This window comes from Streptomyces sp. NPDC111628 (genome assembly GCF_055635195.1).
In genome coordinates, this window is sequence record NZ_JBVKBZ010000003.1 from 449,065 (window position 1) to 475,945 (window position 26,881).

Annotated in this window: 20 protein-coding genes; 11 read left to right on the top strand and 9 right to left on the bottom strand. The window is 73.2% G+C overall.

Translation table 11 applies throughout. The annotated features are described in order from the left end of the window. The first annotated feature begins 10 nt into the window (after positions 1–10). The 8 genes from ACZ7MF_RS16935 (at position 11) to ACZ7MF_RS16970 (ending at position 12,971) form a co-directional block, all read left to right on the top strand. Positions 11–1,339, top strand: coding sequence for an ABC transporter substrate-binding protein (locus ACZ7MF_RS16935; RefSeq protein ID WP_471477578.1), 1,329 nt, complete (start codon positions 11–13; stop codon positions 1,337–1,339). 14 nt (positions 1,340–1,353) lie between these two features. Continuing rightward, positions 1,354–2,304 carry a carbohydrate ABC transporter permease gene (locus ACZ7MF_RS16940; protein ID WP_388515599.1) on the top strand — a complete coding sequence of 317 codons (951 nt, stop codon included), beginning with the start codon at positions 1,354–1,356 and terminating at the stop codon, positions 2,302–2,304. Then, positions 2,301–3,197, top strand: a complete 897-nt coding sequence (locus ACZ7MF_RS16945; RefSeq protein ID WP_471477579.1) for a carbohydrate ABC transporter permease — start codon at positions 2,301–2,303, stop codon at positions 3,195–3,197. The genes ACZ7MF_RS16940 and ACZ7MF_RS16945 overlap by 4 nt, the downstream gene beginning before the upstream one ends. A gap of 46 nt (positions 3,198–3,243) precedes the next feature. Then, entirely contained in the window at positions 3,244–4,572 is a 1,329-nt protein-coding gene (gene melA / locus ACZ7MF_RS16950; RefSeq protein WP_471477580.1) for an alpha-galactosidase, read from the top strand. A 271-nt stretch (positions 4,573–4,843) separates the two neighbouring features. Beyond that, the gene (locus tag ACZ7MF_RS16955; protein ID WP_471477581.1) at positions 4,844–7,477 is read left to right on the top strand and encodes a SpoIIE family protein phosphatase; all 2,634 of its coding nucleotides are present in this window, start codon (positions 4,844–4,846) and stop codon (positions 7,475–7,477) included. A gap of 129 nt (positions 7,478–7,606) precedes the next feature. Beyond that, complete coding sequence (locus tag ACZ7MF_RS16960) at positions 7,607–8,740, top strand: M23 family metallopeptidase (protein WP_471477582.1); 1,134 nt, start codon at positions 7,607–7,609, stop codon at positions 8,738–8,740. A 28-nt stretch (positions 8,741–8,768) separates the two neighbouring features. Beyond that, positions 8,769–10,301, top strand: a complete 1,533-nt coding sequence (locus tag ACZ7MF_RS16965) for a CYTH and CHAD domain-containing protein (RefSeq protein ID WP_471477583.1) — start codon at positions 8,769–8,771, stop codon at positions 10,299–10,301. 123 nt (positions 10,302–10,424) lie between these two features. Further along, positions 10,425–12,971 carry a discoidin domain-containing protein gene (locus ACZ7MF_RS16970; protein WP_471477584.1) on the top strand — a complete coding sequence of 849 codons (2,547 nt, stop codon included), beginning with the start codon at positions 10,425–10,427 and terminating at the stop codon, positions 12,969–12,971. Positions 12,972–13,031: 60 nt separating this feature from the next. Here ACZ7MF_RS16970 and ACZ7MF_RS16975 read toward each other — a convergent pair whose 3' ends face one another. The 4 genes from ACZ7MF_RS16975 to ACZ7MF_RS16990 all read right to left on the bottom strand — a co-directional run bounded on the left by ACZ7MF_RS16975 (position 13,032) and on the right by ACZ7MF_RS16990 (position 19,058). Next, positions 13,032–16,406, bottom strand: a complete 3,375-nt coding sequence (locus tag ACZ7MF_RS16975; RefSeq protein WP_471477585.1) for a pyruvate carboxylase — start codon at positions 16,404–16,406, stop codon at positions 13,032–13,034. Positions 16,407–16,495: 89 nt separating this feature from the next. Continuing rightward, entirely contained in the window at positions 16,496–17,500 is a 1,005-nt protein-coding gene (locus tag ACZ7MF_RS16980) for an ACP S-malonyltransferase (protein WP_471477586.1), read from the bottom strand. Continuing rightward, positions 17,497–18,783 (bottom strand): beta-ketoacyl-[acyl-carrier-protein] synthase family protein, encoded by a 1,287-nt coding sequence (locus tag ACZ7MF_RS16985; RefSeq protein WP_471477587.1) that lies wholly within the window; start codon positions 18,781–18,783, stop codon positions 17,497–17,499. The genes ACZ7MF_RS16980 and ACZ7MF_RS16985 overlap by 4 nt, the downstream gene beginning before the upstream one ends. Further along, a complete protein-coding gene (locus ACZ7MF_RS16990; RefSeq protein WP_471477588.1) occupies positions 18,780–19,058 on the bottom strand; it encodes an acyl carrier protein in 279 nt (92 codons plus the stop codon). The genes ACZ7MF_RS16985 and ACZ7MF_RS16990 overlap by 4 nt, the downstream gene beginning before the upstream one ends. A 470-nt stretch (positions 19,059–19,528) precedes the next feature. Between ACZ7MF_RS16990 and ACZ7MF_RS16995 the strand changes: the two genes are divergently transcribed. Further along, entirely contained in the window at positions 19,529–20,395 is an 867-nt protein-coding gene (locus ACZ7MF_RS16995; protein ID WP_471477589.1) for a CAP domain-containing protein, read from the top strand. Between the two features lie 47 nt (positions 20,396–20,442). Here the strand turns inward: ACZ7MF_RS16995 and ACZ7MF_RS17000 are convergent, their stop codons facing one another. The 3 genes from ACZ7MF_RS17000 to ACZ7MF_RS17010 are packed head-to-tail and all read right to left on the bottom strand — an operon-like array spanning position 20,443 to position 22,855. After that, the gene (locus ACZ7MF_RS17000) at positions 20,443–21,771 is read right to left on the bottom strand and encodes a sensor histidine kinase (protein ID WP_471477590.1); all 1,329 of its coding nucleotides are present in this window, start codon (positions 21,769–21,771) and stop codon (positions 20,443–20,445) included. Next, on the bottom strand, positions 21,768–22,457 hold the full coding sequence (locus ACZ7MF_RS17005; protein ID WP_471477591.1) for a response regulator transcription factor: 690 nt from the start codon (positions 22,455–22,457) through the stop codon (positions 21,768–21,770). The genes ACZ7MF_RS17000 and ACZ7MF_RS17005 overlap by 4 nt, the downstream gene beginning before the upstream one ends. 53 nt (positions 22,458–22,510) lie before the next feature. Continuing rightward, positions 22,511–22,855: a hypothetical protein gene (locus ACZ7MF_RS17010; RefSeq protein WP_471477592.1), complete on the bottom strand. Its 345-nt coding sequence runs from the start codon at positions 22,853–22,855 to the stop codon at positions 22,511–22,513. A gap of 1 nt (position 22,856) precedes the next feature. Here ACZ7MF_RS17010 and ACZ7MF_RS17015 point away from each other — a divergent pair, with 1 nt between their 5' ends. Then, positions 22,857–23,069 carry a hypothetical protein gene (locus ACZ7MF_RS17015; RefSeq protein WP_356857881.1) on the top strand — a complete coding sequence of 71 codons (213 nt, stop codon included), beginning with the start codon at positions 22,857–22,859 and terminating at the stop codon, positions 23,067–23,069. Positions 23,070–23,096: 27 nt separating this feature from the next. Here ACZ7MF_RS17015 and ACZ7MF_RS17020 read toward each other — a convergent pair whose 3' ends face one another. Beyond that, positions 23,097–24,797, bottom strand: a complete 1,701-nt coding sequence (locus ACZ7MF_RS17020; RefSeq protein WP_471477593.1) for a cellulase family glycosylhydrolase — start codon at positions 24,795–24,797, stop codon at positions 23,097–23,099. Between the two features lie 239 nt (positions 24,798–25,036). Here ACZ7MF_RS17020 and ACZ7MF_RS17025 point away from each other — a divergent pair, with 239 nt between their 5' ends. Then, positions 25,037–25,507 carry an SsgA family sporulation/cell division regulator gene (locus tag ACZ7MF_RS17025; RefSeq protein WP_471477594.1) on the top strand — a complete coding sequence of 157 codons (471 nt, stop codon included), beginning with the start codon at positions 25,037–25,039 and terminating at the stop codon, positions 25,505–25,507. 410 nt (positions 25,508–25,917) lie between these two features. Here ACZ7MF_RS17025 and ACZ7MF_RS17030 read toward each other — a convergent pair whose 3' ends face one another. Next, positions 25,918–26,787: a sigma-70 family RNA polymerase sigma factor family protein gene (locus tag ACZ7MF_RS17030; RefSeq protein WP_471477595.1), complete on the bottom strand. Its 870-nt coding sequence runs from the start codon at positions 26,785–26,787 to the stop codon at positions 25,918–25,920. Between the last annotated feature and the right edge of the window lie 94 nt (positions 26,788–26,881).

Consider the following 26,881-nt stretch of genomic DNA (forward strand, 5'->3'; position numbering starts at 1 on the left):
GGAGGTACAGATGGATGCGGTCCGACGTGCCGCGCGCCCCTCGCGCAGGGGTGTGCTGCGGGCCGGCGGGGGTGCCGCGCTGGCGGCCGTCGCGGGCACCGCGGTGACCGGCTGCGGGGCCGGTACGGACGACGGCGTCGCCGCCGACGGCACGGTCACCGTCGAGATGTGGCACGGCCAGGCGGACACGGCGAAGAAGGTCCTGGAAGGGCTCGTCGCCGACTTCGAGCGGGCCCACCCGAAGATCAGGGTGAAGCTGGGCGGCGGTGTGCTGTCCGACGTGATGCTCCAGAAGGTGACGGCCGCCCTCGCCGCCGGTTCCTACCCCGACATCGCCTACATCTTCGGGTCGGACCTGGCCCGGGTCGCCCGCAGCCCGCAGGTGGTGGACCTGACCGACATGGTCGGGTCGGGACCCGTGCCGTGGAAGAACTACTGGGCGGCCTCCAGGGACGCCGTCACGCTCAACGGCAGGGTGAGGGCCGCCCCCGCGGTGCTCGACTCGCTCGCCGTGGTCTGCAACAAGAAGCTGTTCCGCGAGGCCGGTCTGCCGCTGCCGAAGGCCGGCTGGACCTGGCAGGACTTCGTCTCCTCGGCCCGCACGCTCACCGAGTCGGGCCGGGGCCGGTTCGGCACCGGCTGGCCGGGCACGGGCGACGAGGACACCGTGTGGCGTCTGTGGCCGCTGATCTGGGACCTGGGCGGCGACGTCGTCGACGACGACGGCAAGGGCATCGGCTTCGCCGACACCGGCGCCCGGGCGCTTCAGGTGGTGGCCGACCTGGCCGGGGACAAGAGCGTGTACATCGACCCCAAGCCCGGCAGCGAGCAGATGTACCAGGTGTTCCAGTCCGGCCGCATGGGCATGGTGGTCACCGGTCCGTGGCAGCTGCCCGACATCGAGACCGCCGGGGTCGACTACCACGTCGTTCCCCTGCCCTCCTTCAGCGGACGCCCGGTCACCATCTCGGGGCCCGACACCTGGACGGTGTTCGACAACGGCGAGGCCCGGTCGAAGGCCGCCCGGACCTTCCTGACCTGGCTGGCCCGTCCCGAGCAGGACGTGCGCTGGGACATCGAGGCCGGCAGCCTGCCGCTCAGCCGCCGCACCGAGGCCCTGCCCGCCTGGCAGGACAAGGTCGCCCGCACCGAGGGCCTGAACGTGTTCACCACGGCGTTGGAGACGGCGCGGGTGCGTCCCGTCCACGCGGCGTACCCGGAGGTCTCGCAGGCGCTGGGGCAGGCGATCGTCGCCGTGCTCCTGGGGCGCAGCACCCCCGAGAAGGCGCTGCGCGCCTGCGCCGACGAAGCCAACGCCGCCCTGCTCATTCCGCGTTGAGGAGCCACACCGCCATGCCGCGCCTCCCCCGTCCCATCACCGTCGAGGGCCCGCCGCCGGACCCACGGCCACTGCGCCGCAAGCGCCGCCGCGAAACCGGCACCGCCTGGGCGTTCGTCTCCCCTGCGGTCCTGATCGTCCTCGGCCTGAGCATCGTCCCGGTCGTCTGGTCGCTGCTGCTGTCCTTCCAGGCCAGCGACCTGGTGACCCCCAGCCGCTGGGTGGGCCTGGACAACTACCGCGCCCTCGCCCAGGACCCGAACTTCAGCCAGGCGGTCCGCAACACCCTGCTCTACACGGTCCTGTACGTGCCGCTGAGCCTGCTGTTCGGCCTGGCCCTCGCCCTGGTCCTGAACCGGCGCATCCGCCTCGTGGGCCTCTACCGCACCCTGATCTTCGTGCCGTTCGTGCTGTCGGCGACCGCGCAGGGCGTGCTGTTCTCGTTCATCCTTGACCCGGAGTTCGGCGCCGCCAACTCGGTGCTGCACCGCCTCGGCGTCTCCTCGCAGGGCTTCCTGTCCGATCCCTCCCAGGCGCTCCTGGTGCTGGTGGCGATCACCCTGTGGAGCGGCACCGGGTTCTGTGTCGTCGTCTACCTCGCCGCCCTCCAGGACGTGCCGCAGTCCCTGATCGAGGCGGCGCGCCTCGACGGCGCCGGGCGCCGGCACCTGCTGCGCCACGTCACGCTGCCCACGCTCACGCCGGTCACGGTCTTCCTGGTGCTGTGGCAGGCCATCCAGTCCCTCCAGGTCTTCGACCTCGTGTACGTCACCACCAAGGGCGGTCCGCTCGGATCGACCACGGTGATCGTCTACTTCATCTGGGAGCAGGCCTTCAAGAACGCCACCGCCGGGTACGGGGCCTCGGCCGCCTACGTCCTGGCCGTCGCCCTAGGTCTGGTCGCCGGGGCCGTCCGCATCGTCCGGCGTCGGGGACGCCACCGTCTCGAAGGGGCCCGATCATGACGGCGACCTCCGCCCGGCCCGGCGCCGCAGCCGACGCCCACGACATCGTGAAGGCACCGACCGGCGAACGAAGCCGCCCGCGGCTCCCGTTCAGCCCCTGGCACCTGCTGCTCGCGCCGCTCGCCCTGGTCTTCGCCGTGCCGCTGGTGTGGCTGGTGCTCAGCTCCGTGATGAGCAACGCCGAGATCAACCGGTTCCCGCCGGCCCTGTGGCCGTCCGGCATCGACCTCGGCGGATACCGGTACGTGCTGGGCAACGCGATGTTCCCCCGCTGGTTCGTCAACTCGCTGATCGTCTCCGCCGTCACCGTCGCCGCGAACCTGGTCTTCGGGTCGCTCGCCGGGTACGCCTTCGCCCGGATGCGGTTCGCGGGCTCCAGGGTGCTCATGGGGCTGATGCTGGCCACCATGGCGGTGCCGTTCCAGCTGACGATGATCCCGACGTTCCTGGTGATGAAGAAGCTCGGCCTCATCGACACCCTGGGCGCGCTGATCGTGCCGTCACTGGTCACGCCGTTCGCCGTGTTCCTGCTGCGGCAGTTCTTCCTCTCGCTGCCCAGGGAGCTGGAGGAGGCCGCCTGGATCGACGGCTGTTCACGGCTGCGGGTGCTGTGGCGGATCGTGCTGCCGCTGTCCCGTCCGGCGCTGGCCACGGTGGCCGTGCTGACCTTCCTGACCACGTGGAACGACCTCACCTGGCCGCTGATCGCCATCAACCACGACACGCAGTACACGCTGCAACTGGGCCTGACGACGTTCCAGGGGCAGCACCACACCCAGTGGGCGGCCGTGATGGCGGGCAACGTCATCACCGTGCTGCCGGTCCTGCTCGCCTTCCTCGGCGCGCAGAAGACCTTCATCCAGTCGATCACCTCCAGCGGACTCAAGGGCTGACCACCCGCCCTCCGTCCGCCGCCACCCGCAACGGAAAGAACCCCGCATGAGCACCACCGCCCACCCGTCCGCACCCAAGATCACCTTCGTCGGAGCCGGCAGCGTCGTCTTCACCCAGGGCCTGCTCGCCGACCTCTTCGCCTTCGACGAGCTGAAGTCCGCGCACATCGCGCTGCACGACATCGACGCGGAGCGCCTGGCCACCGCGCGGGCCGCCGCCGAGTACATCGCCGCCGAACGCGGCGCCCGGCCGCGCGTCACCGCGCACGCCGACCGCCGCGAGGCCCTGGTCGGCGCCGACTTCGTCATCAACATCGTGCAGGTCGGCATGGGCGAGGCGACCCGAACCGACTTCGAGGTCCCGGCCCGGTACGGGCTGCGCCAGACCATCGGCGACACCCTGGGCGTCGGCGGCATCTTCCGGGCCCTGCGCACCTTCCCGCTGCTCAAGGCGCTCGGCGAGGACATCGCCGAGGTCTGCCCGGACGCCTGGCTGCTCAACTACACCAACCCGATGGCGATGAACGTGCAGTACCTCGCCGAGGCGACCGGCCTGACGCGCGTGGTGGGGCTGTGCCACTCCGTGTACTGGACGGTCCAGGGTCTGTGCGAGCTGCTGAAGGTCCCCTACGAGGAGGTCACCTACCAAGCCGCGGGCGTCAACCACCAGGCGTGGGTGCTGCGTCTGGAGCACGGGGGCGAGGACCTCCACCCGCGCCTGGACGCGCTGATCGCCGAGGATCCGCAGCTGCGGCGCCGGGTCCGCATGGACATGTACCGGCGCCTGGGCCACTACCCGACGGAGACCAGCGAGCACTCCTCCGAGTACGTGCCCTGGTACCTGCACCACGACAGCGAGATCGAGCGGCTGCGGCTGCCCGTCGGTGCCTACCTCGGCATCGTGGACGAGAACGTTGCCGAGTACGAGCGGACCCGCGACGCGCTGGCGTGCGGGGCGCCGCTCACGGTCGAGGGCACCATGGAGTACGCGCCGCAGATCATCCACAGCATGGTGACCGGCACGCCCCGCACGGTCTACGGCAACGTGCCGAACCACGGTCTGATCGAGAACCTGCCCGCCCGGGGCACCGTCGAGGTGCCGTGCCTGGTCGACTCCGCGGGCCTCCAGCCCACCCGCGTCGGCGCGCTGCCCCCGCAGCTGGCCGCCCTCAACCGGGCCTACCTCAGCACCACCGACCTGGTGGTGCGGGCGGCGACGGAGGACGACCCGCGGCACATCAGGCACGCGGCGATGGCCGACCCGGCGACGGCGGCCACCTTGCCGGTCGAGGAGATCTGGCGGTTGTGCGACGACATGGTCCGGGCCCACGGGGACCGGCTGCAACCGGGGCTGCGGGGCGTACTCGCCCCCTGAGCCGGCGCCGCCCGGCCGTGCTGGTGCGGCCCCGCGTACGGGGGAGAACGCGGGGCCGCACCAGCAAGCTATCGGAGTAATCGGCCGCCTGCCAGACCCGGCGCGTGCTCCGGCCGGTACGAACCTTCCGCACCCGACCGCCACCGCGGGCCTCACCCCGGGTCCGCACCGGGCCGCGTCACCCGACCGGCGGACAGGAGCGTCGCCGGGAGCGGGAAGCGTGGCGACGGCGCGCGCTGCGGGGCGGGCCGTGCGACACCACACTGTGGTCATGGTGTGTCCAGATCCGCCGGCGGCGGTGTCACGGCGTTTCCCCGACGGACCGGCAAGCGTGGCGGCGGCCCGCCGGTTCGTGGGTGCCGCGCTGGACGGCGCCGCCCGTGACCTGGTGGACACGGCCCAGCTCCTGGTCAGCGAGCTGGTCACCAACGCGGTGCTGCACGCGCGCACCGAGGTCGAGGTGAGCGTGGGGCGCCTGGACGGCCGGGTGCGCGTACGGGTCGGGGACCGGCGGCCGGGCCGTGGTCTCGTACCGCAGCACTGCTCGCCGTACTCCGGTACGGGGCAGGGTCTCGCACTGGTGGAGCAGTTGGCCTCGCGGTTCGGGGCGGACAGCGGCGACGTGGGCAAGACGGTGTGGTTCGAGCTGTGGCACGGCGGTCCGCCGCCGCCGTCGGCCGGGTGGGAGACCGCCGTGCGGCCGCTGCCCGCCGAACCGACCGTGACGCTGGTCGACATGCCGACCGCCCTGGAGTCCGCGTGCCGGCAGCATCGGCACGCGGTGCTGCGCGAGCTGATCCTCGCCGCGTCCGCGGGAGACCTCCTCGGGGTGCCGCCCGAGGACCTCGTCGCGGCCAACGACGTCAACAACGTGATCAGCGCCTGTGTGTCGGCCGCGCTGGAGGGACCGGCCCCCGAGTCCGGTCTGCGCACCCTGCCCCTGCCGCTGTCGGCCGACGCCCTGCCGGCGGTGCGGGCACTGCGCCGCGTACTCGACCTGGCCGAGGCACGGGCCCGGGAGGAACGGCTGCTCACGCTTCCGGCCCTGCCCCGCGGCCGCGCCTTCCAGAACTGGCTCTTCGACGAGATCGCCGGGCAGCTGACCGGGGGCCGGCCCACCGCGTGGACCGTGGTCCCCCGCGCACCGGAGGTCAGCTCCGCCGAACTCGTGCCGTGGGACGTCGGCCAGGTGCGGGCCAGCAGGATGCCGACCGTCGCCGCCGACGAGGGCAACCGGATCGTCGCGACCAACGGGGCCGCGGCGGACCTGCTGGGCTGGGACCCGGACGACCTCGTGGGGCGCCGTCTCACCACCCTCATCCCCGAACACCTGCGCGAGCGGCACACGGCGGCGTTCACCTCGATGCTGCTCACCGGCCGCACCCGCATCGTGGGGCGCTCGGTGCCGCTTCCGGCGCTGCACCGTGACGGCCGGCTCGTTCCGGTGCGGCTGTACATCCAGACGCAGGAGACGGCCGACGGCCGCACCGTCTTCGTCGCACAGCTCGTGCCGCGGGCGACCACGTTCCTCGACGGGCCGAGGACTCCGGGCAGGATCCGGGAGGCGGCGGTCGGGGAGCCCGACGGGGGCCGGTCGCGCACCGGGCCGCCGGCGGGCACCAGGACGGCCGGCGTCCGGGGCGGCATGTCGGCGCTGGACCGGCTCACCCTCCTGGCCGAACTGGGGGCGCAGCTCAACAACACCCTGGATCTGGACGAGGGCCTCCAACGCGTGGGCCGGCTGCTGACGCGGCGGCTGGCCGACTGGTGCGTGGTGGACCTGTTCACCCCCGACGCCCGGGTGGACCGGGCGTGTGTCCTCCACCGCGATCCCCGGGCCCTGCGCCCGGGGGCGTACGAGGGCGTGCTCCCCGGGGTCTCCGAGGAGTCGCGCGGTCCGCTGGCCCGGGTGCTGCGCGGAGCCGGGCCCCTCCTGCTCACCGACGCCCCGCAGCCGGGGCAGACCGGGAGCGCGCTGGACCGGGCCTACGCCAACCTGTTCCGGGAGTTGGGGGCGGGCAGTGCCGTCGTCGCCCCGCTGCGGGCCCGCCGCAAGATCTTCGGTGCCCTGACCCTCGCCCGCGCGCCCCGCGGGCGGCCGTTCACGGAAGAGGACCTGACGCTGGTCGACGACCTGGTGCACAGCCTCGCGCTGGGGGTGGACAACGCCCGGTTGTACCAGGACACCCGCTCCATCGCCGAACGGCTCCAGCGCTCGCTGCTGCCGGTGCTGCCGAAGGTCGAGGGGCTGCGTCTGGCCGCCCGGTACGCCGCCTCCTCGACCACCGCGCAGGTCGGCGGGGACTGGTACGACAGCTTCGTCCTGCCCGGCGGGAACACCGCGCTGGTCATCGGCGACGTCACGGGGCACGATCTGGACGCGGCCATCGCGATGAGCCAGTTGCGCAGCATGCTGCGCGGCATCGCCGTGGACCGCGAGGAGCCGCCCGCGGAGGTGCTGCGCCGACTGGACCTGGCGAACCACAGTCTCCATCGGGAGGCGACCGGCACCTGCGTCTACGGCCTGATCAAGGGGCCCCCGGAGGGCCCCTGGGAGCTGACGCACTCCTCCGCCGGCCATCCGCCGCCGCTGCTCACCACCCGGGACGGCCGGACCCGCTACCTCGACGGCGGGGCCGGTCTGCTGCTCGGCATGGACCCCGAGGCCTCCCGCGGCACGGCCCGTGACGCGCTGCCGGCCCACTCGACGCTGCTGCTGTACACGGACGGCCTCGTCGAGCGCCGCGACGAAGCCCTCGACGAGGCCCTCGACCGGCTGCGCGGGCACGCCGCCGACCTGGCCCGCGAGCCCCTCGACACGTTCTGCGACGAGCTGTTGATCGGCCTGGGAGCGGACAGTGCGGACGACATCGCGGTCCTCGCCGTCCGCCCCTCGCCGCCGTAGGTGGTGTCACGACAGGGCCCGACGGGGGTGCCCGTTCGGGCATCTCCTTCTGCCTCGGCGGCTCCTGACGCCAGCGCCGGGGTGGCGTTAGCGTCTCCTCGTGAGCAACACGTCCCGGCGAGCGGCCAGATGAACGACGAGCGGCCGACCCTGGCGCAGACGCCCGACGACACGGACCACCCACGGCTGGAACCGGAGCCGCCGCAACGGCCGGACCGTGGCCCCGGGCGAAAGCGCCGCGGACCGGGCCCCGTCACGCTGTTGCTGCTGCCGGCGCTCGTGACCGTCACCGGCGTGGCCGCCTTCCTCGCGCTGGGCGGACTGCCGGACCCGTGGACCGACGACTCCGACGCCGAGCCGTCCGCCGCGGCCGACATCGACCCCTCCTACGTCCCGTGGCTGCGCAAGGCCGCCTCGGCCTGCACGGTTCTGGAGCCGTCGGTGCTCGCCGCGCAGATCGACCAGCTCTCGGGCTGGAGCGACGACTCGGACGAACTCTCGGGCCAGAAGGGCATCGCCGCGTTCACCGACAGCGAGTGGCGGGCCTGGGGCAAGGACGACGACGGCAACGGGCACGCCTCGCCCCGCGATCCGGCGGACGCCATCATGGCGCTGGGCCGGCGGGACTGTTCCCTGGCCGAGAAGGTGACCGGACTGCGCACCGAGGGCCGGGTCAACGGCGACCTCGTGGAGCTGACCCTCGCCGCGTACGCCGTGGGACCGGACGCCGTGACCGGGGCGGGGCGCGTCCCCGCGGCGGCGAAGACGTACCTCGCCGAGGTCCAGGCCCTGGTGCCGCGGTACGAGGCGCTGGACCGGGAGGACTCCGGCGGCGCGGGCGGGCCCGCCGGCGCCCTGCTGACCGCGCCGGTGAGCCCGCTCACGATCACCTCGCCCTTCGGGTCGCGGGAGCACCCGCTGACCGGGGTGACCAAGCTGCACACCGGTGTGGACTTCGCCGCGCCGCAGGGGGCGCAGGTCGTGGCGGCACGGCGGGGCCGCGTCGTGTTCGCCGCGCTCACCAGTGCGTACGGCAACCGCATCGTGATCGACCACGGGACCATCCAGGGCAAGCGGGTGGAGACGACCTACAGTCACCTCTCCGCCCTGGAGACGTCGGTGGGGCAGACCGTGGAGGCCGGGGCCCCGATCGGACGGGTCGGCTCCACCGGCCTGTCGACCGGTCCGCACCTGCATTTCGAGGTCATCCTGGACGGGTACTACACGGATCCGCGCCCCTGGGTGGTCCCCGACGGGGTTTGATTCGGCGGATCGTGTCGAAGACCTCAACATGACCCATTCGAAGCACGAGACGGAGCGCAAGTACGAGCCGCCCTCCGGTGGCCTCGCCGGGCTGCCGGATCTCACCGGCGCCGGACCCGTCGCCTCGGTCACCGCGACCGGGCCCGAGGAGCTCGACGCCGTGTACCACGACACGGTGGACCTGCGGCTCGCCGGGTCCTCGGCCACACTGCGCCGCCGTACGGGCGGCCCGGACGCGGGCTGGCACCTGAAGCTGCCGCTCGCCGGGGACACCCGCGAAGAGGTCTGGGCCCCGCTGTCGGACGACGTGCCCGAGGAGCTGCGCGAGCTGGTGCTGTCCCGCACGCGGGGCGCCCCGCTGCGTCCGGTGGTGCGGATCCGGTCCACCCGGGCCGTGCGGCAGCTGCGCGACGCCGAGGGCGCGGTGCTGGCCGAGCTGAGCCTCGACGAGGTGCGGGCGGACGCGACGGAGGCGGGCGGCGGGCGCGCCGAGTGGGGCGAGCTGGAGGTCGAGCTCGCCGACGGTGTCCCTGCCCGACTGCTCGACGCCGTCGAGAAGAAGCTCCGCAAGAAGGGGATCGTCCGGGCCGACAGTCCGTCGAAGCTCGCCCGGGCGCTGCGGGACACCGGTGTGGGCGACGCGGGCGTGCGACGGCCGCCCGCCGAAGTGGTCGCCGGGTCGTCCGGTTCGTACGTGGTCGCCTACCTGCGCGAGCAGGTCGACGTCCTGGTGAACCTGGATCCGGCGGTCCGCCGCGACCTGCCCGACGCGGTGCACCAGATGCGTGTCACGTGCCGCCGGCTGCGCAGTTGCCTGCGCTCGTACCGGTCGGTGCTTGACCGGCGGGTCACCGATCCCGTGGCCGCGGAGCTCCGGTGGCTGGCGGGCGAGCTGGGCGCCGCACGGGACCAGGAGGTGCTGCGGGAACGCATCGGCGCCGCGCTGGAGGGGCTCCCCGACGACCTGGTGCTCGGTCCCGTCGCCGCCCGGCTGCGGGTGTGGGACGTGTCCCGGGAGGAGGACGTGCGGTCCCGGACGCGCCAGGCCCTGGGCACCCCGCGCCAGCTGCGCCTCCTGGACGCCCTGGACACGCTGGTCCGGCGTCCGCCCCTGCGCGCCGGGGCCGGGCGGAAGCCGGCCCGGACGATGGCCCGGGCGGTGCTCAAGGAGTACGGCCGTCTCGCCGGGCGCATGGACCTCGCACTCGCGCGGCCGTCCGGCCGGTCCCGGGAGACGGAGCTGCACGAGGCGCGCAAGGCGGCCAAGCGGCTGCGCTACGCGGCCGAGGTCGCGCATCCCGCGCTCGGCAAGCCCGTCGCCCGGCTGGGCAAACACGCCAAGGCGGTGCAGCAGTTGCTCGGCGAGCACCAGGACGCCGTGGTCGCTCAGGACACCCTGCGCCGGCTGGCGGTGGCCGCTCACGGGGCGGGCGAGTCCGCGTTCACGTGGGGGCTGCTGCACGGCCGGGAACGGGCGGGTGCCGAAGCCCGGCAGCGGGAGCTGCCCGGGGTGTGGCGGGCCGCGTCGGACCCCGCGCTGCGCGCCCCGCTCGCACACTGAACGACGACAACTCCTGTGCGGAGTCTTGCCGGATCGATGCCTCACCACTTAAATCACACCTTGAACTAAGCCGCTGCGCCCAGCGGTTGGTCGGTCCTGTCCGCATCCGCAGAAAGCTCACGCATGAGACTGAGATCCTTGGGTGTCGCGCTCGTCGCCACGGCGGCGCTCGTCACCCTCCCCGCCCCGATGACGGCCACCGCGGCCGACACTCCCCTCTCCCAGGGCCGGACGGCCACGTCGTCGTCGGCCGAGAACGCCGGAACGCCGTCGCACAACGCCGTCGACGGCGACACGGCCACCCGGTGGTCGTCGGCCGCGAGCGACGACCAGTGGCTCCAGGTCGACCTCGGCGCCACCGCCTCCGTCACCCGGGTCGTGCTCGACTGGGAGGCGGCCTACGGCAAGGACTACAAGATCCAGCTCTCCCAGGACGGGAGCACCTGGACCGACGCGAAGACGGTCACCGGCGGCGACGGCGGCACCGACACGCTCGACGTGTCGGGCCAGGGCCGCTACGTCCGTATGCAGGGCGTCCACCGGGCCACCCCATGGGGCTACTCCCTGTGGGAGTTCCAGGTCTTCGGCACCACCGGGGGCACCGCCCCGGGCGGCTCCTGCGACACCGCCAACGCCGCGCAGGGCAGGCCCGCCACTGCCTCCTCCGCCGAGAACGCCGGGACACCGGCCGCGGCGGCCTTCGACGGCGACACCGCAACCCGCTGGTCCAGCCAGGCCTCCGATCCGCAGTGGGTGCGGGTCGACCTCGGAGCCGTACGGGACCTGTGCAAGATCGACCTGAACTGGGAGGCCGCCTATGCCAAGGACTTCAGCATCGAGGCCTCCTCGGACGGGCAGAGCTGGCAGACGCTGAAGAGCGTCACGGGTGCGACGGGCGGCAAGGCCTCCTACGACGTCAGCGGTTCGGGCCGCTACGTCCGCGTCCACGGCACGGCCCGCGCCACCGGCTACGGCTACTCGCTGTGGGAGGTCGCCGTGCACACCGGCACCACCGGCACTCCCCCGGTCGAGGGCGGCGGCGACCTGGGCCCGAACGTCATCGTCGTGGACCCCGCCACGCCGAACCTCCAGCAGAAGTTCGACCAGGTCTTCGCCCAGCAGGAGTCGAACCAGTTCGGCAGCGAGCGCTACCAGTTCCTGATGAAGCCCGGTACGTACAACGGGATCAACGCCCAACTGGGTTTCTACACCTCGATCTCCGGTCTGGGCCTCAACCCGGACGACACGCAGATCAACGGTGACATCACCGTGGACGCGGGCTGGTTCAACGGCAACGCCACCCAGAACTTCTGGCGTTCGGCCGAGAACCTCGCCATCACGCCGTCCAACGGTACCGACCGCTGGGCCGTCGCCCAGGCCGCCCCGTTCCGGCGCATCCACGTCAAGGGCGGCCTCAACCTCGCCCCCAACGGCTACGGCTGGGCCTCCGGCGGCTACATCGCCGACTCGAAGATCGACGGCACCGTCGGCCCCTACTCCCAGCAGCAGTGGTACACCCGGGACAGCTCGGTGGGCGGCTGGACCAACGGTGTGTGGAACATGACGTTCACGGGCGTCGAGGGCGCGCCGGCGAGCAACTTCGAGACCGGACCGTACACCACGCTCGACACCACGCCGGTCTCCCGCGAGAAGCCCTTCCTCTACCTCGACGGCAACGAGTACAAGGTGCGCGTGCCCGCCAAGCGCACCAACGCGCGCGGCGTCTCCTGGCCCGCCAACGCCGGCGGCACCTCGCTGCCGCTCAGCCAGTTCTACGTCGTCAAGCCCGGCGCGACGGCGGCGACCATCAACGCCGCGCTCGACCAGGGCCTCAACCTGCTGTTCACGCCGGGTGTCTACCACATCGACCAGACCATCGAGGTCGACCGTGCCAACACCGTCGTGCTCGGCCTCGGTCTGGCCACGATCATTCCGGACGGCGGCGTCGACGCCATGCACGTGGCCGACGTCGACGGCGTGCGGCTCGCGGGCTTCCTGATCGACGCGGGTCCGGTGAACTCGGACACGCTGCTGCGGATCGGGACGCCGGGCGGGAACGCCGACCACGCCGCCAACCCCACCACCATGCAGGACGTGTTCATCCGCGTCGGCGGCGCGGGGCCCGGCAAGGCCACCGACTCCGTCGTGGTCGAGAGCGACGACGTGATCATCGACCACACCTGGATCTGGCGGGCCGACCACGGTGAAGGCGTCGGCTGGGAGACCAACCGCGCCGACTACGGCCTGCGGGTCAACGGCGACGACGTCCTCGCGACGGGACTGTTCGTCGAGCACTTCAACAAGTACGACGTCTACTGGAGCGGTGAGCGCGGCCGGACCATCTTCTTCCAGAACGAGAAGGCCTACGACGCCCCGAACGAGGCCGCCATCACCCACGACGGCATCGTCGGCTACGCGGCCTACAAGGTCGCCGACTCGGTGAACGTGCACGACGCGGTGGCGCTGGGCAGTTACTGCAACTTCACCGCCGACCCGGGCATCGTCCAGCAGCACGGGTTCCAGGTGCCGGTCAAGCCGGGGATCAGGATGCGCAACCTCCAGGTGATCTCGCTGGGCGGCATGGGCCAGTACCGCCATGTCGTCAACGACACCGGCGCGGGCACGTCGGGGACGGACACCGTGCCGTCCAAGGTCGTCCAGTTCCCGTGAGGCAGGACGCGCCCCGCATGGTGCGGGGCGCGTCACCCAGCGGGTGAGGGCTGCGGTCCCTCAGGCGAGTTGGACGAGGAGGTCGCCGCCCTCGACCTGCTGGATGCGGTTGATGGCGAGCCTGGCCACCGTGCCGGACTTCGGGGCGGTGATGGAGGCCTCCATCTTCATCGCCTCGATGGTGGCCACGGTGGCACCGGCCTCCACCGCGTCGCCCTCGGCGACGGCGAGGGTCACCACACCGGCGAACGGCGCCGCGACATGGCCGGGGTTCGCCCGGTCGGCCTTCTCCGTCACCGGGACGTCGGAGGCCGCCGACCGGTCGCGGACCTGGATGGGGCGGAGCTGGCCGTTCAGGGAGGACATCACGGTGCGCATGCCGCGCTCGTCCGCGTCACCGACCGCCTGCAGCTCGATGAGCAGCCGGACGCCGGGGTCGAGGTCGACCGTGTACTCCTTGCCCGGGCGCAGCCCGTAGAAGAAGTCCTTGCTGTCGAGGACGCTGGTGTCGCCGAACGAGGCGCGGTGGGTGTCGAACTCACGGGCCGGTCCCGGGAACAGCAGCCGGTTGAGCGTCGCCCGGCGCTCCTTGTCGAGCCCGGTGCGGTCGTCGGCGTCCAGCTCCGCCACGGGCCGGGCCTCCGCACGGCCCCGCAGCGCCTTGCTGCGGAACGGCTCGGGCCAGCCCCCGGGCGGGGTGCCCAGTTCGCCGCGGAGGAAGCCGACGACGGAGTCCGGGATGTCGAACCGGTCCGGCTCCGCCTCGAAGTCCGCCGGGGAGACACCGGCGCCCACCAGGTGCAGGGCCAGGTCGCCGACCACCTTGGAGGACGGGGTGACCTTCACCAGGTGGCCCAGCATCCGGTCGGCGGCGGCGTACATCGCCTCGATGTCCTCGAAGCGGTCGCCGAGGCCGAGCGCGATGGCCTGGGTGCGCAGGTTGGAGAGCTGGCCGCCGGGGATCTCGTGGTGGTAGACCCGTCCGGTCGGGGCGGCGAGACCGGCCTCGAAGGGGGCGTAGACCTTGCGGACGCTCTCCCAGTACGGCTCCAGGTCGCCGACGGCCTGGAGGTCGAGGCCGGTGGGCCGCTCGGTGTGGTCGGTGGCGGCCACGATCGCCGACAGCGACGGCTGCGAGGTGGTGCCCGCCATGGACGCCACGGCTCCGTCGACGGCGTCCGCGCCCGCCCGGATCGCGGCCAGGTAGGTGGCGAGCTGACCGCCGGTGGTGTCGTGGGTGTGCAGGTGCACCGGCAGGTCGAACTCCCGGCGCAGCGCGGACACCAGGGTCGCGGCGGCCGGGGCGCGCAGCAGTCCGGCCATGTCCTTGACCGCGAGCACGTGCGCGCCGGCGTTCACGATCTGCTCGGCGAGCCGCAGGTAGTAGTCGAGGGTGTAGAGCCGCTCGGAGGGGTCGGACAGGTCCGCGGTGTAGCAGAGGGCGACCTCGGCGACGGCGGTGCCGGTCTGCCGTACGGCCTCGATGGCGGGCCGCATCTGCTCGACGTCGTTGAGGGCGTCGAAGATGCGGAAGATGTCGATGCCGGTGGCGGCGGCCTCCTGCACGAAGGCGTCGGTCACCTCGGTGGGGTACGGGGTGTAGCCCACGGTGTTGCGGCCGCGCAGCAGCATCTGGAGGCAGAGGTTGGGCACCGCCTCGCGCAGGGCGGCCAGCCGCTCCCAGGGGTCCTCGGCGAGGAAGCGCAGGGCGACGTCGTAGGTGGCGCCGCCCCAGCACTCCAGGGACAGCAGCTGGGGCAGGGTGCGGGCGACGACGGGCGCCACCGCGAGCATGTCCTTGGTGCGCACCCGGGTGGCGAGCAGCGACTGGTGGGCGTCGCGGAAGGTGGTGTCGGTGACGCCGATCGTGGACGACTCGCGCAGTCGGCGGGCGAACCCCTCCGGCCCCAGTTCGGTCAGCAACTGGCGGGACCCGGCCGGGGGTTCACCGGCGGGAACCGTCGGCAGCTTGGTCAGCGGGTCGATCAGCTCGGGGCGCTCGCCGTGCGGCTTGTTCACCGTGACGTCGGCGAGGTAGGTCAGCAGCTTGGTGCCGCGGTCGGCGGAGTGCCGGGCCGTCAGCAGGTGCGGGCGCTGTTCGATGAACGAGGTGGTGACCCGGCCGCCCTGGAAGTCCGGGTCGTCCAGGACCGCCTGCAGGAACGGGATGTTGGTGGCGACGCCGCGGATGCGGAACTCGGCGACCGCACGCCGGGCGCGGTTCACTGCGGTGGTGAAGTCCCGTCCCCGGCAGGAGAGCTTGACCAGCATCGAGTCGAAGTGCGCGCTGATCTCCGTACCCGCGTGGGTGGTTCCGCCGTCGAGGCGGATGCCGGAGCCGCCCGGCGAGCGGTAGGCGCTGATCCGGCCGGTGTCCGGGCGGAAGCCGTTGGCCGGGTCCTCGGTGGTGATGCGGCACTGGAGTGCGGCGCCGCGCAGGGTGATGTTCTCCTGGGCGAGTCCGAGGTCGGCCAGCGTCTCACCGGCGGCGATGCGCAGCTGGGACTGGACCAGGTCGACGTCGGTGACCTCCTCGGTGACCGTGTGCTCGACCTGGATGCGCGGGTTCATCTCGATGAAGACGTGGTTGCCGTCCCGGTCGACGAGGAACTCCACGGTGCCCGCGTTGCGGTAGCCGATCTGCCGGGCGAAGTTGACGGCGTCGGCGCAGATCCGCTCCCGCAGGGCCGGGTCGAGGTTGGGCGCGGGCGCCAGCTCGATCACCTTCTGGTGGCGGCGCTGCACCGAGCAGTCCCGCTCGAAGAGGTGGATGACGTCGCCCTCGCCGTCGGCGAGGATCTGCACCTCGATGTGGCGGGGTTCGACGACCGCCTTCTCCAGGAAGACGGTGGAGTCGCCGAAGGCGGAGGCGGCCTCGCGGGAGGCGGCCTCGATGGCCTCGCGCAGCTGGGCGGGTTCCTCGACGCGGCGCATGCCGCGCCCGCCGCCGCCCGCGACCGCCTTGACGAACACGGGGAAGCCGACGTCGTCGGCGGCGCGCACGAGTTCGTCCACGTCGGTGGAGGGCGCGGAGGAGCCGAGCACGGGTACGCCGGCCTCGCGGGCGGCGGCCACGGCCCGTGCCTTGTTGCCGGTCAGTTCCAGGATCTGGGCGCTGGGACCGACGAAGGTGATCCCGGCCTCCTCGCAGGCGCGGGCGAGTTCGGGGTTCTCGGACAGGAAACCGTAGCCCGGGTAGACGGCGTCGGCCCCCGCACGGCGGGCGGCGCGGACGATCTCCTCCACGGAGAGGTACGCGCGGACCGGATGCCCCTGCTCGCCGATCTCGTAGGCCTCGTCGGCCTTGAGCCGGTGCAGCGAATTGCGGTCCTCGTGCGGGAAGACGGCGACGGTGCGCGCGCCGAGCTCGTAGCCCGCCCGAAACGCACGGATCGCGATCTCACCGCGGTTGGCGACCAGCACCTTGCGGAACATTCTTGATCCCTTCAGCCTGCCGGGTGACGAGACCATGGTGTCGGCGCCGCCCTCCGTACGCCATGTGAGCCGGGCCACTCCCGGCCGGGTCACCGCAGGGCGGCGGTCAGGCGCAGGCGGATGCGGTCGAGTCCGGCCGGTGTGCGGGAGGGGGCGGCGGCGGTGCAGCCGGGCAGGCCGGCCCGGGCCAGGGTGCTCAGCAGCGCCCGGGGGCCGCTGTCGAGGTAGGTGGTGAATCCGGCCAGGCGCAGCGCGCGCAGCGTCCGGTGGAAGGCGAGCGGCTCGGAGAGGTGGGCGGCCGCCACCGTGCGCAGCTGGGCCGGGGTGCGGGCGGGCCCCGGCGCGGCGGCCGTGTACACGGGGAGCATGGGCGGGGTGACGGGCTGGGCGCGCAGGAGGCGCCGGAAGACCTGCTGCACCTCGGCGAGCAGGGGGTGGTGGTAGGCGGTGCGGCTGGTCAGCGGGGTGGCGCGGCGGCCGAGCGCCCGGGCCGCGCTCCGGACGGCGGCCAACTGGTCGTCGGGGCCCGCCAGGACGGTCTGGCCGGGGGCGTTGCGGGCGGCGATCCGCACCTGCGGCAGGCCCACGGCGCGCAGCAGGTCGGTCGCCAGCTCGGCGGTCAGGTCGGTGGCCAGCAGGCCCGCCGCCGGCAGCGCGGCGTCGCGCAGCAGCCGGTCGCGGACGTGCAGCAGCCGTACGCCCTGTTCGAGCGTGATGACCCCGGTCACGGTGAGCGCCGCGAGGTCGCCCACGCTGTGGCCGAGCACCGCGTGGACGGGCGGCGTGGCGAGATCGAGCAGGACGGCGGCGGAGGCGACCACTGCGGCGTAGGTGGCCAGGTCGAAGGCGAGGGGGTCGGTGCGCACGAGCAGCTCGGGGTCGGGCGCGGCGGTGTCGGTGAGGAGGCGGCCGACGGGTGTGCGGGTGGAGCCGAGTGCGGTGCTGTGGGCGTCGACCGTCCGCAGCACCCGCGAGACCGACGGGACCTCGCTCAGGTGACGCAGGGCGCCGGGGAGGTAGGCCCCCTGTCCGGGGCACATCAGCACGGTGCGCGGTGTGCCGCCGGTGGTGGCCGGATGGTCGTCGTCCGTCATGAGGCGTCGGCGAAGGCGAGCGCGACGTTGTGCCCGCCGAAGCCCATGCTCGTGGTGACGGCCGCGAGGGGACCGGAGGGCAGTGCCGCCGGGTCGCGGCCGACGACGTTCAGGCCGATCTCGGGGTCGACCCGTTCGAGGCTGCACGCGGGCGGTGCCGTTCTGTCCCGCAGGGCGAGGACGGTCAGGACGGCCTCGATGGCTCCGGCGGCACCGAGGGTGTGCCCGAAGGCGCCCTTGGTGGCGCTGACCGTCACGTCGTCCATTCCCTTGGCGAAGACGCTGTGCAGCGCCTGTGCCTCGCCGAGGTCGCCGAGCGGTGTGGAGGTGGCGTGGGCGTTGACGTGCTGGATCTGCTCCGGCACGAGCCGCGCGTCGCGCAGTGCGGCGTCGACGGCCGCCGCACAGCCCGTACCGCCGGGCGCGGGCTGGGCCACGTGGTGGCTGTCGTTGGTGATGCCCGCGCCGGTCAGCCGGCCGTGGACGCGGGCGCCGCGGGCGGCGGCGTGCGCGGCGCTCTCGACGACGAGCATGCCGGCGCCCTCCCCCATCACGAAGCCGTCCCGGTCGGCGTCGAAGGGCCTGGAGGCCCCCTTGGGATCGTCGTGGCGCCGGGAGAGGGCCTGCAGCCGCGCGAATCCGGCCAGGGCCAGTGGATGCAGCGCGGCCTCGGTGCCGCCCGCGACCACGAGGTCCGCGCGGCCGTCCCGGATCATGCCGAGGGCCTGGGCGAGTGCCTCGGCTCCGGAGGCGCAGGCACTGACGGGGGCGTGCACTCCGGCCTTCGCGCCCACCATCAGCCCGACTTCGGCGGCCGGGTGGTTGGGCAGCATGACCGGGATGGTGCGCGGGCTCACCCGCCCCGCGCCCCGCGTCTGAAGGCGCTGGTTCTGCTCCAGGATGCTGGTGAGGCTGCCCAGCCCTACCCCGACGACCACGGCCACCCGCGAGCCGCCTCCGGCGAGCGCCGACGGGTCGGGGAACCCGGCGTCGCGAACGGCCTCGCGGGCGGCCACGAGGGCGAACTGGGCCGAGCGGTCGCAGTGCGCCGCCTTGGCGGACGACAGTTCCGTCCCGGGGTCGACCGCGGCCGGGGCCGCGAGGTACACCTGTGCGGGCCCGGCCGGCCCGCCGAAGTCGACGCGTTCGACGCCGCACACGCCGTCCAGCAGGGCCCGCCAGGTGGCGGGGACGTCGCCGCCCAGCGCGGTGGTCAGTCCCAGTCCCGTGACGACGGCGGCCCGCTCCTCGGGGGCCGGGTCGGCCGCGTGTCGTGGGCTCACGCGGTGCCGCCCGCGGGGGCGGCGACAGCCTCGGCGAGGTGGGCGGCGATCTGCCGGACCGTCGTGAGCCGGTCCGCCTGCTCCTGGGGGACCTCGATCTGCCAGCGGTCCTCGATCGCGGCGACCAGTTCCAGCCGGGCCAGCGAGTCGACGCCCAGGTCGTCCTGGAGCGAGGAGTCGGGATCGATCTCCTCCACGGTCAGGTCCTCGACCGTGGCGGCCAGCAGGTCACGCAGCTCGTCGAGCAGCTGTCGTTCGTCGGCGGGGGACGGCATGTCCGGTACCTCCTTGGTCGGTGCACGGCGCGCCCGGAGGCGGTGGGCGGGAGGACCCGGTCCTCGGGCGCGCCGGCGGTGTCCGGCGGGCTGCCGGTGCACGCCGACAGGCTGTCCGGCCGTCCGGCACGGTAAGCGCCGGGGACGGGGGGACGGCGGAGCATCGGGAGCACGGGACGGGCTCCTGCGAGCACCCGTGTCCCCCCTTCACCTTGAAGCGCCCCGGGACCGACCGAGGGTGGCGGGCGGCGGGCGCGTAAGGGGCCGGACGGGACGAAACGGGGTGCCGGACATCCTCAACGGACTTTGGCGGCTCTTTTAAGGCTTTCTGAAGATGACCTTCGAACGGCTGTTTCCACGCCGGTCGCGTCCTAGGCTCTCGAACACCCCCCACAGTCCCGGTGGGCGCGGTCGCGTCCACCGGGTACGGGGGCTCCGCCAGCCGACCGACAAGCCGAGGTGTCCTGCGTATGGGTTCCCGCCGAGCCGCTCGCCCGTCCCGCTCCCACGCCCGCCCGCGCGGCGGGCTCAGGAACCGCGGTACCGCGCTGGCACTCGGTGCCGTCACCTTGACCGCGGGCGTCGGAATCACTCTGGCCGTCAGTGACGGCGACGACGGCGGGGCCTCCGACCGGGTCACCGCGAACGCCGCCGACCAGGCGTCGAACGCCGAGGAAGCGGCGGGCGGTGCGGCACCGCTCGCCTCCGCGTCGGCGAGCCCGAGCGCCACGGCGAGCGGCTCGCCGAGCCCGAGTGCCGAGCCGAAGAGGACACCGACGAAGACGGCGAGCCCCACGACCAGTGCCCCCAAGGCTTCCGCGCCGACTTCCAAGGCTCCCGTCAGGGCCACCACCAAGAGCGGGAGCGACCGCTCCGGCGGCAGCGGGTCCGGCAGCGGTTCCGGGTCGTCCAGCGGCTCGGGTTCGGGTTCCGGCTCGGGGTCGGGCACGACGGGCGGTGCCGAGGCACAGGTCCTCGCGCTGGTCAACGAGGAGCGGGCCGCGGCGGGCTGCTCCCCGGTCACCGCGAACAGCAGGCTGACCCGGGCCGCCGACGACTACAGCGACGTCATGGCGAGCAGCGGTGTGATGTCCCACACGGGTCCCGACGGCTCCACGATGGCGAGCCGGGTCGAGGCCGCCGGCTACCAGTGGTCGGCGCTGGGCGAGAACATAGCCCAGGGCCAGGCGGACGCCGCCGCGGTGATGGAAGCCTGGATGAACAGCCCCGGCCACCGCGAGAACATACTCAACTGCTCCTTCAAGGAGCTGGGCGTCGGCGTCCACTTCGGCGACGGCGGCCCCTGGTGGACACAGGACTTCGGGACCGGTCGCTGACGCCGGTCGCCGCCGGTGACGCGTTACCGGTCACCGCCGCCGACGCGTCACCGCTCACCGGCCCTGGCCGCCCGCGCGTCCGCCAGCGCGAACGACACCGTCACCCGCGCACCGCCCAGCGGCGCGCGGGTGATCGTCAGTTCGCCGTCCGCCGTACGGGCCGCCCGGGCCACGATGTCCAGGCCGAGCCCCGTGGAACCGCCCACGCTGACGCCCCGGGTCAGGGCCGCCTCGGGGTCCGCGACGCCCGGCCCGGCGTCGTCGACCGTGAGGCGCACGTGCCGGTCCCGGCGTTCCACGCGCACGACGAAGCGGGTGCCCTGCGGGGTGTGCCGGAAGACGTTGCCGATCAGGGCGTCGACGACGGCGGCGAGGTCGTCCTCGGGGAAGGCCACGGGGGTCGGACGCGGGGTGAGGGAGCGCTCGAACGGCCGCTCCTGCTGGGCGGCCAGGACCGACCAGAAGTCCAGGCGCATGGCGACCACCTCGGCGACGTCGCACGGTTTCGCCGTGCCCGCCCCGGTCCCGGCGAGCTGCGCCGCCGCGAGGGGGGTGCGCGCCGCCGCGATGATCGAGTCCAGCTCGCGCTCCAGCTGGCCGGCCGCTTCCGTGACCCGCCGGGCGCTCGGTGTCGCGCCCATCCGGTCGGCCTCCAGGTACAGGGCGGTCAGCGGGGTGCGCAGCCGGTGCGAGAGGTCGGCGACCAGCTCGCGCTCGACGGCGAGCAGGTCGACGACCCGGTCGGCCATGGTGTTGAACGCCACTCCGGCCTCCTGGAGCTCGGGCGGGCCGTCCGGTTCCACCCGGACCCCGAGATCGCCGGAGCCGAGGGCGAGCGAGGCGCGCTTGAGGCCCCGGGAGGAGCGGACCACGCGGGCGCCGAGCCGGTCGGCGACCAGCACCGAGCCGCCCACCAGGCCGAGGGCGAGCAGTGCCATCACACCCCAGGAGGCCGTCACGCCCCGCGTGAGGTCGGCGGCCGGCACGTAGGCCTCGACGACCGCGACCCGGTCGCCCCGCAGGACGACGGGCTGCAGGTAGGCCCAGCCGTGCGCGGTGTCCACCGCGAGCGTCTCGCGCCCCCGTACGGCCCGGTCGAGGGCCTCCTCGGGCGCGTGCGGGGTGCCGACGAACCCGCCGTCGGGCAGCCGTACGACCAGTTGGTCGGCGGAACCGAGTTCCGCGACGGCCTGCTGGACGTCGGCGCGGCGGGTGGTGAGGGCGAGGACCGGCGAGAGGGCCGCGGCGCGCTGCTCGGCGGCGGTGGTGACCCGGTCACGGGCCTGTTCGCGCACGAGGAGGGCGAGCGGGATGAGGAACGACAGCGCCACCATGGAGGTGACGGCCAGGGCGATCCCGGCGAGGGCACGTCTCATGGCGCGCTGACCAGCTTGATGCCGATCCCCCGCACGGTGTGGAGATAGCGCGGCTTTCGCGCCTTCTCGCCCATTTTGCGACGGAGTGCGGAGAGGTGGACGTCCACCGTCTGGTCCTCGACGTACGGCTGTTGCCACACCTCGGCGAGTATCCGCTGCCGCGATATGACCTGGTCGGCGTGGGCGGCGAGGTAGGCGAGCAGGTCGAACTCCCTGCGGGTGAGGGGGAGTTCCCGGCCGGCGAGGTGGGCGGTGCGCGCGGTGGGGTCGATGCGGAGGTCGGCGACCTGGAGGACGGGCGGGCGGGCCGCCCGGAGGTCGGCGGGCGCGGAGCGGCGCAGCACGGCGGCGAGCCGGGCCGCCAGCTGGCCGCCGGAGAAGGGTTTGACCATGTAGTCGTCGGCGCCCGCGTTGAGCAGCCGGATGACCTCGGTGTCGTCGTCGCGGGCGGTGGCGACCAGCACCGGGACGCGGGAGATGCCCCGGATCATCCGCAGTACGTCGAGGCCGTCGAGGTCGGGCAGCCCGAGGTCGAGCACGACGATGTCCGGCGGGCTCTGGGTGATGTCGCGCAGCGCCTCGAAACCCTGGTGTGCGGTCTTGACCGCGTAGCCGTGTCCGGTGAGGACCTCGATCAGCGCGGCCCGGATCACAGGGTCGTCCTCGACGACAAGTACGGAGGCCATGGGCAGGCACGTTAGCCGGTCCGTCACTATGGTGTCGTGTCCCGCCTCCTTCGCTACCTGATCATCTGGCTGTCCTGCACGGCGGCCAGTGTCACGGCTGTCATCATCACGATCCACTTCGTGGTGGGGTCGACCCGGCCGACCGCGCCGGTCGCGCAGACGGCGCCGAAGGAGCTCCCGGCCCCGCCCCGGCCGACCGTGTCCAAGACCGTGACGGCCACTCCCAGCCCGTCGCCCACGAGCCGCGCCCCCAGCCCGGCCCCGTCCCGCACCAGCGAGGAGCCGCCGGAGCCGACCCCGCCCCCCACGCCGACGCCGAGCCCCCGCACCACGGCCCCGCGGCCGCCCGGGGGCGGGGGCGCCCCGGGATGCGAGGAGGGCGGGGCGGGGGTGTACACGGTGCCCTCCGAGGGTGGCAAGGCGACCGTGCGGTTCGGCGGTGGCGGGGTGTGCCTGATCTCGGCGGTGCCGAACCAGGGCTTCACCGTGAGTACGGAGCAGGGCGCGCCGCAGACCCTGAAGGTGACCTTCGAGGCGAGCCGTCACCGTTCGGAGATCACCGCCACGACGCAGCCGCAGAGCCGGGCCGACGTCCGCGAGGTGTCGTGGTGACGTTCCTCACCCGCGCCCTCCCCCCGGTCACGGCGTGGCGCAGGCGGCCCCGTTCAGGCTGAACGCGGTCGGGGCGGTGTTGGCGGCGCCCTTCTGGGCGGTGAAGCCGAGGGTGACCGTGCCGCCGGCCGGGATGGTGGCGGTGTAGGAGGCCGGGGCGACGCTCACCGCGCCGGCGTTCTGGGTGGCGGTGCCGCCCCACATGTTCGTGACGGTCTGGCCGTCCGCGAAGACGAAGGCGAGTGTCCAGGGGCCGACGGCGGCGCTTGCGGTGTTGCGGACGGCGATCTCGCCCTGGAAGCCGCCGGGCCACTCGCCCACGACGCGGTAGCCGACGGAGCAGGCGCCGCCGGGGGTGCCGCCGCCCTCGTCGGTGGTGACCTCCACGGTGGCGGAGCGTGCCGACCGGTTGCCCGCCGCGTCGCGGGCGTGGACGGCGAGGGTGTAGGTGGTGGCGGCGGTGAGTCCGGTCACGGTGGCGGTGGTGGTGGTCGAGGAGGCGACCGTGGTCCCGGTGCCGTCGCCTACCAGGACGACGTCGTATCCGGTGACCGCGGTGTCGTCGGTGGCGGCGGCCCAGCCGAGCGTGACGGAGGTGTCGGTGACCGCGGTGGCGCTCGGGGTGCCGGGTGCCGTCGGGGCCTCGGTGTCGTCCGGGGCGCCGTGGCCGTAGACGGTGGCCTCCTCGGAGGTCTGGGCGATGCCGTTGACGCCGTGGAAGATGCGTTCGCCCCAGTCGCTGAGCCTGCTCGGGTCGAAGTCGAGCGCCAGGTCGAGGATCGGGTCGGTGTTGCCGCTCCACGACCAGGCCAGGTAACCGAGGCGGAGCTGCTCCGCGGTGGCCATCATGGTGTCCTCGTCCGGATCGCCGTACTGGTCGGCGGGTCCGCCGAACTCCCCGATGAGGATGGGCAGTCGGGCGTCGACGAACGCGTTCAGGTAGTCGGTGATCTCCTGGGCGGTGTCGAAGACGCTGTACATGTGGATCGAGAAGATCAGGTTGCCGGTGGGGTCGGCGTCGTAGACGGTCTGCGCGTTGGCACGCATGACGCCCTGCCAGTCCTGGCCCCAGTTGGGGGCGTCCACCATGATCGTGTGCTGGAGACCGGCGGCGCGCAGCTTCTTGACGGCCGCGACGGTCGGCTCGGTCCAGCCGGCCAGGTCGGTGTTGCCCCAGGGCTCGTTGCCGATGTTGACGACGACGTAGTCCTCCTGGCCGGCCAGGACGTCCTTGAGGCCGGTCCAGTAGTCGGCCGCGTGGTCGAGCGTGCCGGCCGCCGCGTCCTCGCCGTAGCCGGTGGTGTCGTGCACCTCCAGTACGCAGATGAGCCGGTTGGCCTTGCACTGCTCGATGACGGCGGCGACGTCCGCGGGGCCGTTCTCGCTCCAGCGGTGCCCGTCGGAGAGGACGACCCGGACGCTGTTGGCGCCCAGCGCCTTGACGTCCGCCAGCGACTGCGTCTCGCCGGGGTACCAGGTGTGGGCGTGGTTGACCCCGCGCATGACGAAGTCGTTGCCGTTGCCCTCCAGCAGCCGGCCGTCACTGATGTGCAGACCGGCCGCCTGCGCGCCGGCCGACGGGGCTCCGGCGGGCCGCGCCGCGGGCGCCTGGGCCAGGGCCGCGCCCGGACAGAGGGCGCCGACGACGACCAGCCCGATCAGCGCGGCCAGTCCGGTCAGCAGGCGGGCCGGGAGGGTTCTCGGTGTATCGCGTCTTGCTGGGCGCACGGCGACTCCAGGGCTGGGTAGGGCGGACACGGGACACGGCAAGCGCGTGGGAGCGCTCCCACGATGGCTCCATGAAACTCACTACGGCGCGTACACGTCAATACTCCGGACAGAAAACGCTTGCTGTCCGGGACGCCGCGACGGCATGTCATGCGGTCAAGTGACTGATGTGTCCGGGCTCGTACCGGACCACAGTGGGTGCCGCCTCCCCCACCCGTCCCGTTGGAAGGAACGCTGTCATGAGTGGCGACCACCAAGGTGTGCAGGCACCGCACACGGACTCGCACGTTCTTCCCCTTCTCTCCCTGAACCTCACTCGGGTGGTGGGCATCCTCGAGTGTGCGGACGTACGGGCCGAGTTCCAGTACGACCCCGACACCCCGCTGCTGGTCGCCCTCACGTTCGTTCTGGAGGACGGTCCGCGGATCGTCTGGCACGTCGGCCGCGACCTGCTGCACGAGGGGCTGCACACCATGAGCGGCATCGGCGACATCCAGGTGTGGCCCGGGTATCCGGCCGGGCAGGAGTCCGCATGGCTCCAGATCTCCTCGTACGGCGCCATCGCCCTTTTCCAGCTGCCCGTGCCGCCGCTGACTCAGTGGCTCGCGTACACCTACCGGCTGGTCCCGGCCGGCACAGAGGCGTCCCGGCTCGGTACGGACGAGTTCCTCGCCGGTCTGTTCGACGCCCCCGAGCCGTCGGCGGGCTGAACATCCGGCACGGGCGACGCCCGGGGGTCGGGCTACCTACGGCGGGCCCCGCAACCGGTGGTCACATGACCGATGCGCCGGACGAACCGCACCGGCGAGTGTGAAGCCGCGGGTGCGGGCCGGTCCGTGACGAAGGCAGGGCGGCGGCCGCCCGGGACATCGTGGACCCGTGTGCGGGACTTCCGCTCGCGCTCGCCCTCACCGCCGCCCGTGCGGCCGTCGACCCCGCCTTCCCGCTCACCGCCCGTCGACGCGTCCCTGAGGCCGTCCGGGAGTCTTGGCCAGGCTCCGCGATCTCCCGTTCCTGCGGCGTGAGTTCCCCCGTGCGGCCGCGTTCGTCACTCGGTACGGGCCGGCCGGCGGTCCGGGTCCGGTGCTCGTGGCGTTCGGCGAGTCGTGTTCCGTCGGGGTCACGAGGCCGTGTTGCGGGGCTGGTTCCAGGAGCGGAGTTTGTCGGGGTTGAGGACGACCCACACGTGTACGACCCGGTGGTCGACGGTGTCGAGGCTGATGACGGCCACCACCTTCTGGAGGTAGCGCACCACGAGACCGGTCCGGCCGTTGACGGACTGGGCCCGCAGGGCGGTACGCGCATGCCCCTGAAGCAGGCCCAGCAGGCTGCGGGCGACCTCCTCACGGCCGTGCACCGGCTCGATCAGGGCCCGGACCTTGCCGCCACCGTCGAAGAAGGCCGTGACGTCGGGCGCCAGCAGGGACGCCAGGAGCCCCTCGTCCTGCGTCGCACAGGCCCGGCGGACCTCCCGGGCCACCGCGTCGTGCTCCCCGGTGGGCGTGGGCCGTGCGCGATGGGCCCACAGGCTGTTCTGGGCACGGGCGGTCAGTTCCGCCACCTCCGGCTCCGACTGCCCCACGACGTCCGCGACCGCACCGGTCGCCATCCCGAAGACTCCGTTGAGCACGAACGCCGCCCGCTCGGCCGGCGAGAGCGAGTCGAGCGCGTCGAGCAGGACCTCGCTGAGCTCCTCCTCCAGCAGGCCGCGCCCCCCGTCCGCCGCAGCGTCGTCCTCGGCGACGGGCTGCTGGTCGGGCAGGGCCAGCCGCGCCAAGGAGATGCCGCCCGCCACCTTCGCGAGCCACGCGCGTGGAGCGGAGATCCGCGCCCGTTCGGCGTCGGGCAGCGCGTACCACTGCCGGTAGGTCTCGTCGACCACGCTCTCGGCGGCAGCGCTGCTGCCCAGCATCCAGTAGGCGACGTCAAGCAGGTGCTTCCGCTCGTCGAGCAACTCCGAAATCGGCACCGCGTCGTCGGCACGGTCCATACGGCTTCCCTCCTCTCGCCCGGCACCGCGTCACACGGCGACCGCGGCAGTCGTCCCGGACGGCTGGTCGGAGCCCGGCGGCCGCCCATCCTCC

Excerpts from the sequence above, each read along its gene's own strand:
- ACZ7MF_RS16960 (WP_471477582.1), top strand. The coding sequence starts at position 7,607 with ATGAACGACGAGCGGCCGACCCTGGCGCAGACGCCCGACGACACGGAC.
- ACZ7MF_RS16965 (WP_471477583.1), top strand. The coding sequence starts at position 8,769 with ATGACCCATTCGAAGCACGAGACGGAGCGCAAGTACGAGCCGCCCTCC.
- ACZ7MF_RS16990 (WP_471477588.1), bottom strand. The coding sequence starts at position 19,058 with ATGCCGTCCCCCGCCGACGAACGACAGCTGCTCGACGAGCTGCGTGAC.
- ACZ7MF_RS17000 (WP_471477590.1), bottom strand. The coding sequence starts at position 21,771 with ATGAGACGTGCCCTCGCCGGGATCGCCCTGGCCGTCACCTCCATGGTG.
- ACZ7MF_RS16940 (WP_388515599.1), top strand. The coding sequence starts at position 1,354 with ATGCCGCGCCTCCCCCGTCCCATCACCGTCGAGGGCCCGCCGCCGGAC.
- ACZ7MF_RS16980 (WP_471477586.1), bottom strand. The coding sequence starts at position 17,500 with ATGACGGACGACGACCATCCGGCCACCACCGGCGGCACACCGCGCACC.
- ACZ7MF_RS17030 (WP_471477595.1), bottom strand. The coding sequence starts at position 26,787 with ATGGACCGTGCCGACGACGCGGTGCCGATTTCGGAGTTGCTCGACGAG.
- ACZ7MF_RS16935 (WP_471477578.1), top strand. The coding sequence starts at position 11 with ATGGATGCGGTCCGACGTGCCGCGCGCCCCTCGCGCAGGGGTGTGCTG.
- ACZ7MF_RS16970 (WP_471477584.1), top strand. The coding sequence starts at position 10,425 with ATGAGACTGAGATCCTTGGGTGTCGCGCTCGTCGCCACGGCGGCGCTC.
- ACZ7MF_RS16995 (WP_471477589.1), top strand. The coding sequence starts at position 19,529 with ATGGGTTCCCGCCGAGCCGCTCGCCCGTCCCGCTCCCACGCCCGCCCG.
- ACZ7MF_RS16975 (WP_471477585.1), bottom strand. The coding sequence starts at position 16,406 with ATGTTCCGCAAGGTGCTGGTCGCCAACCGCGGTGAGATCGCGATCCGT.
- ACZ7MF_RS17025 (WP_471477594.1), top strand. The coding sequence starts at position 25,037 with ATGAGTGGCGACCACCAAGGTGTGCAGGCACCGCACACGGACTCGCAC.
- melA (WP_471477580.1), top strand. The coding sequence starts at position 3,244 with ATGAGCACCACCGCCCACCCGTCCGCACCCAAGATCACCTTCGTCGGA.
- ACZ7MF_RS16945 (WP_471477579.1), top strand. The coding sequence starts at position 2,301 with ATGACGGCGACCTCCGCCCGGCCCGGCGCCGCAGCCGACGCCCACGAC.
- ACZ7MF_RS16955 (WP_471477581.1), top strand. The coding sequence starts at position 4,844 with ATGGTGTGTCCAGATCCGCCGGCGGCGGTGTCACGGCGTTTCCCCGAC.
- ACZ7MF_RS17005 (WP_471477591.1), bottom strand. The coding sequence starts at position 22,457 with ATGGCCTCCGTACTTGTCGTCGAGGACGACCCTGTGATCCGGGCCGCG.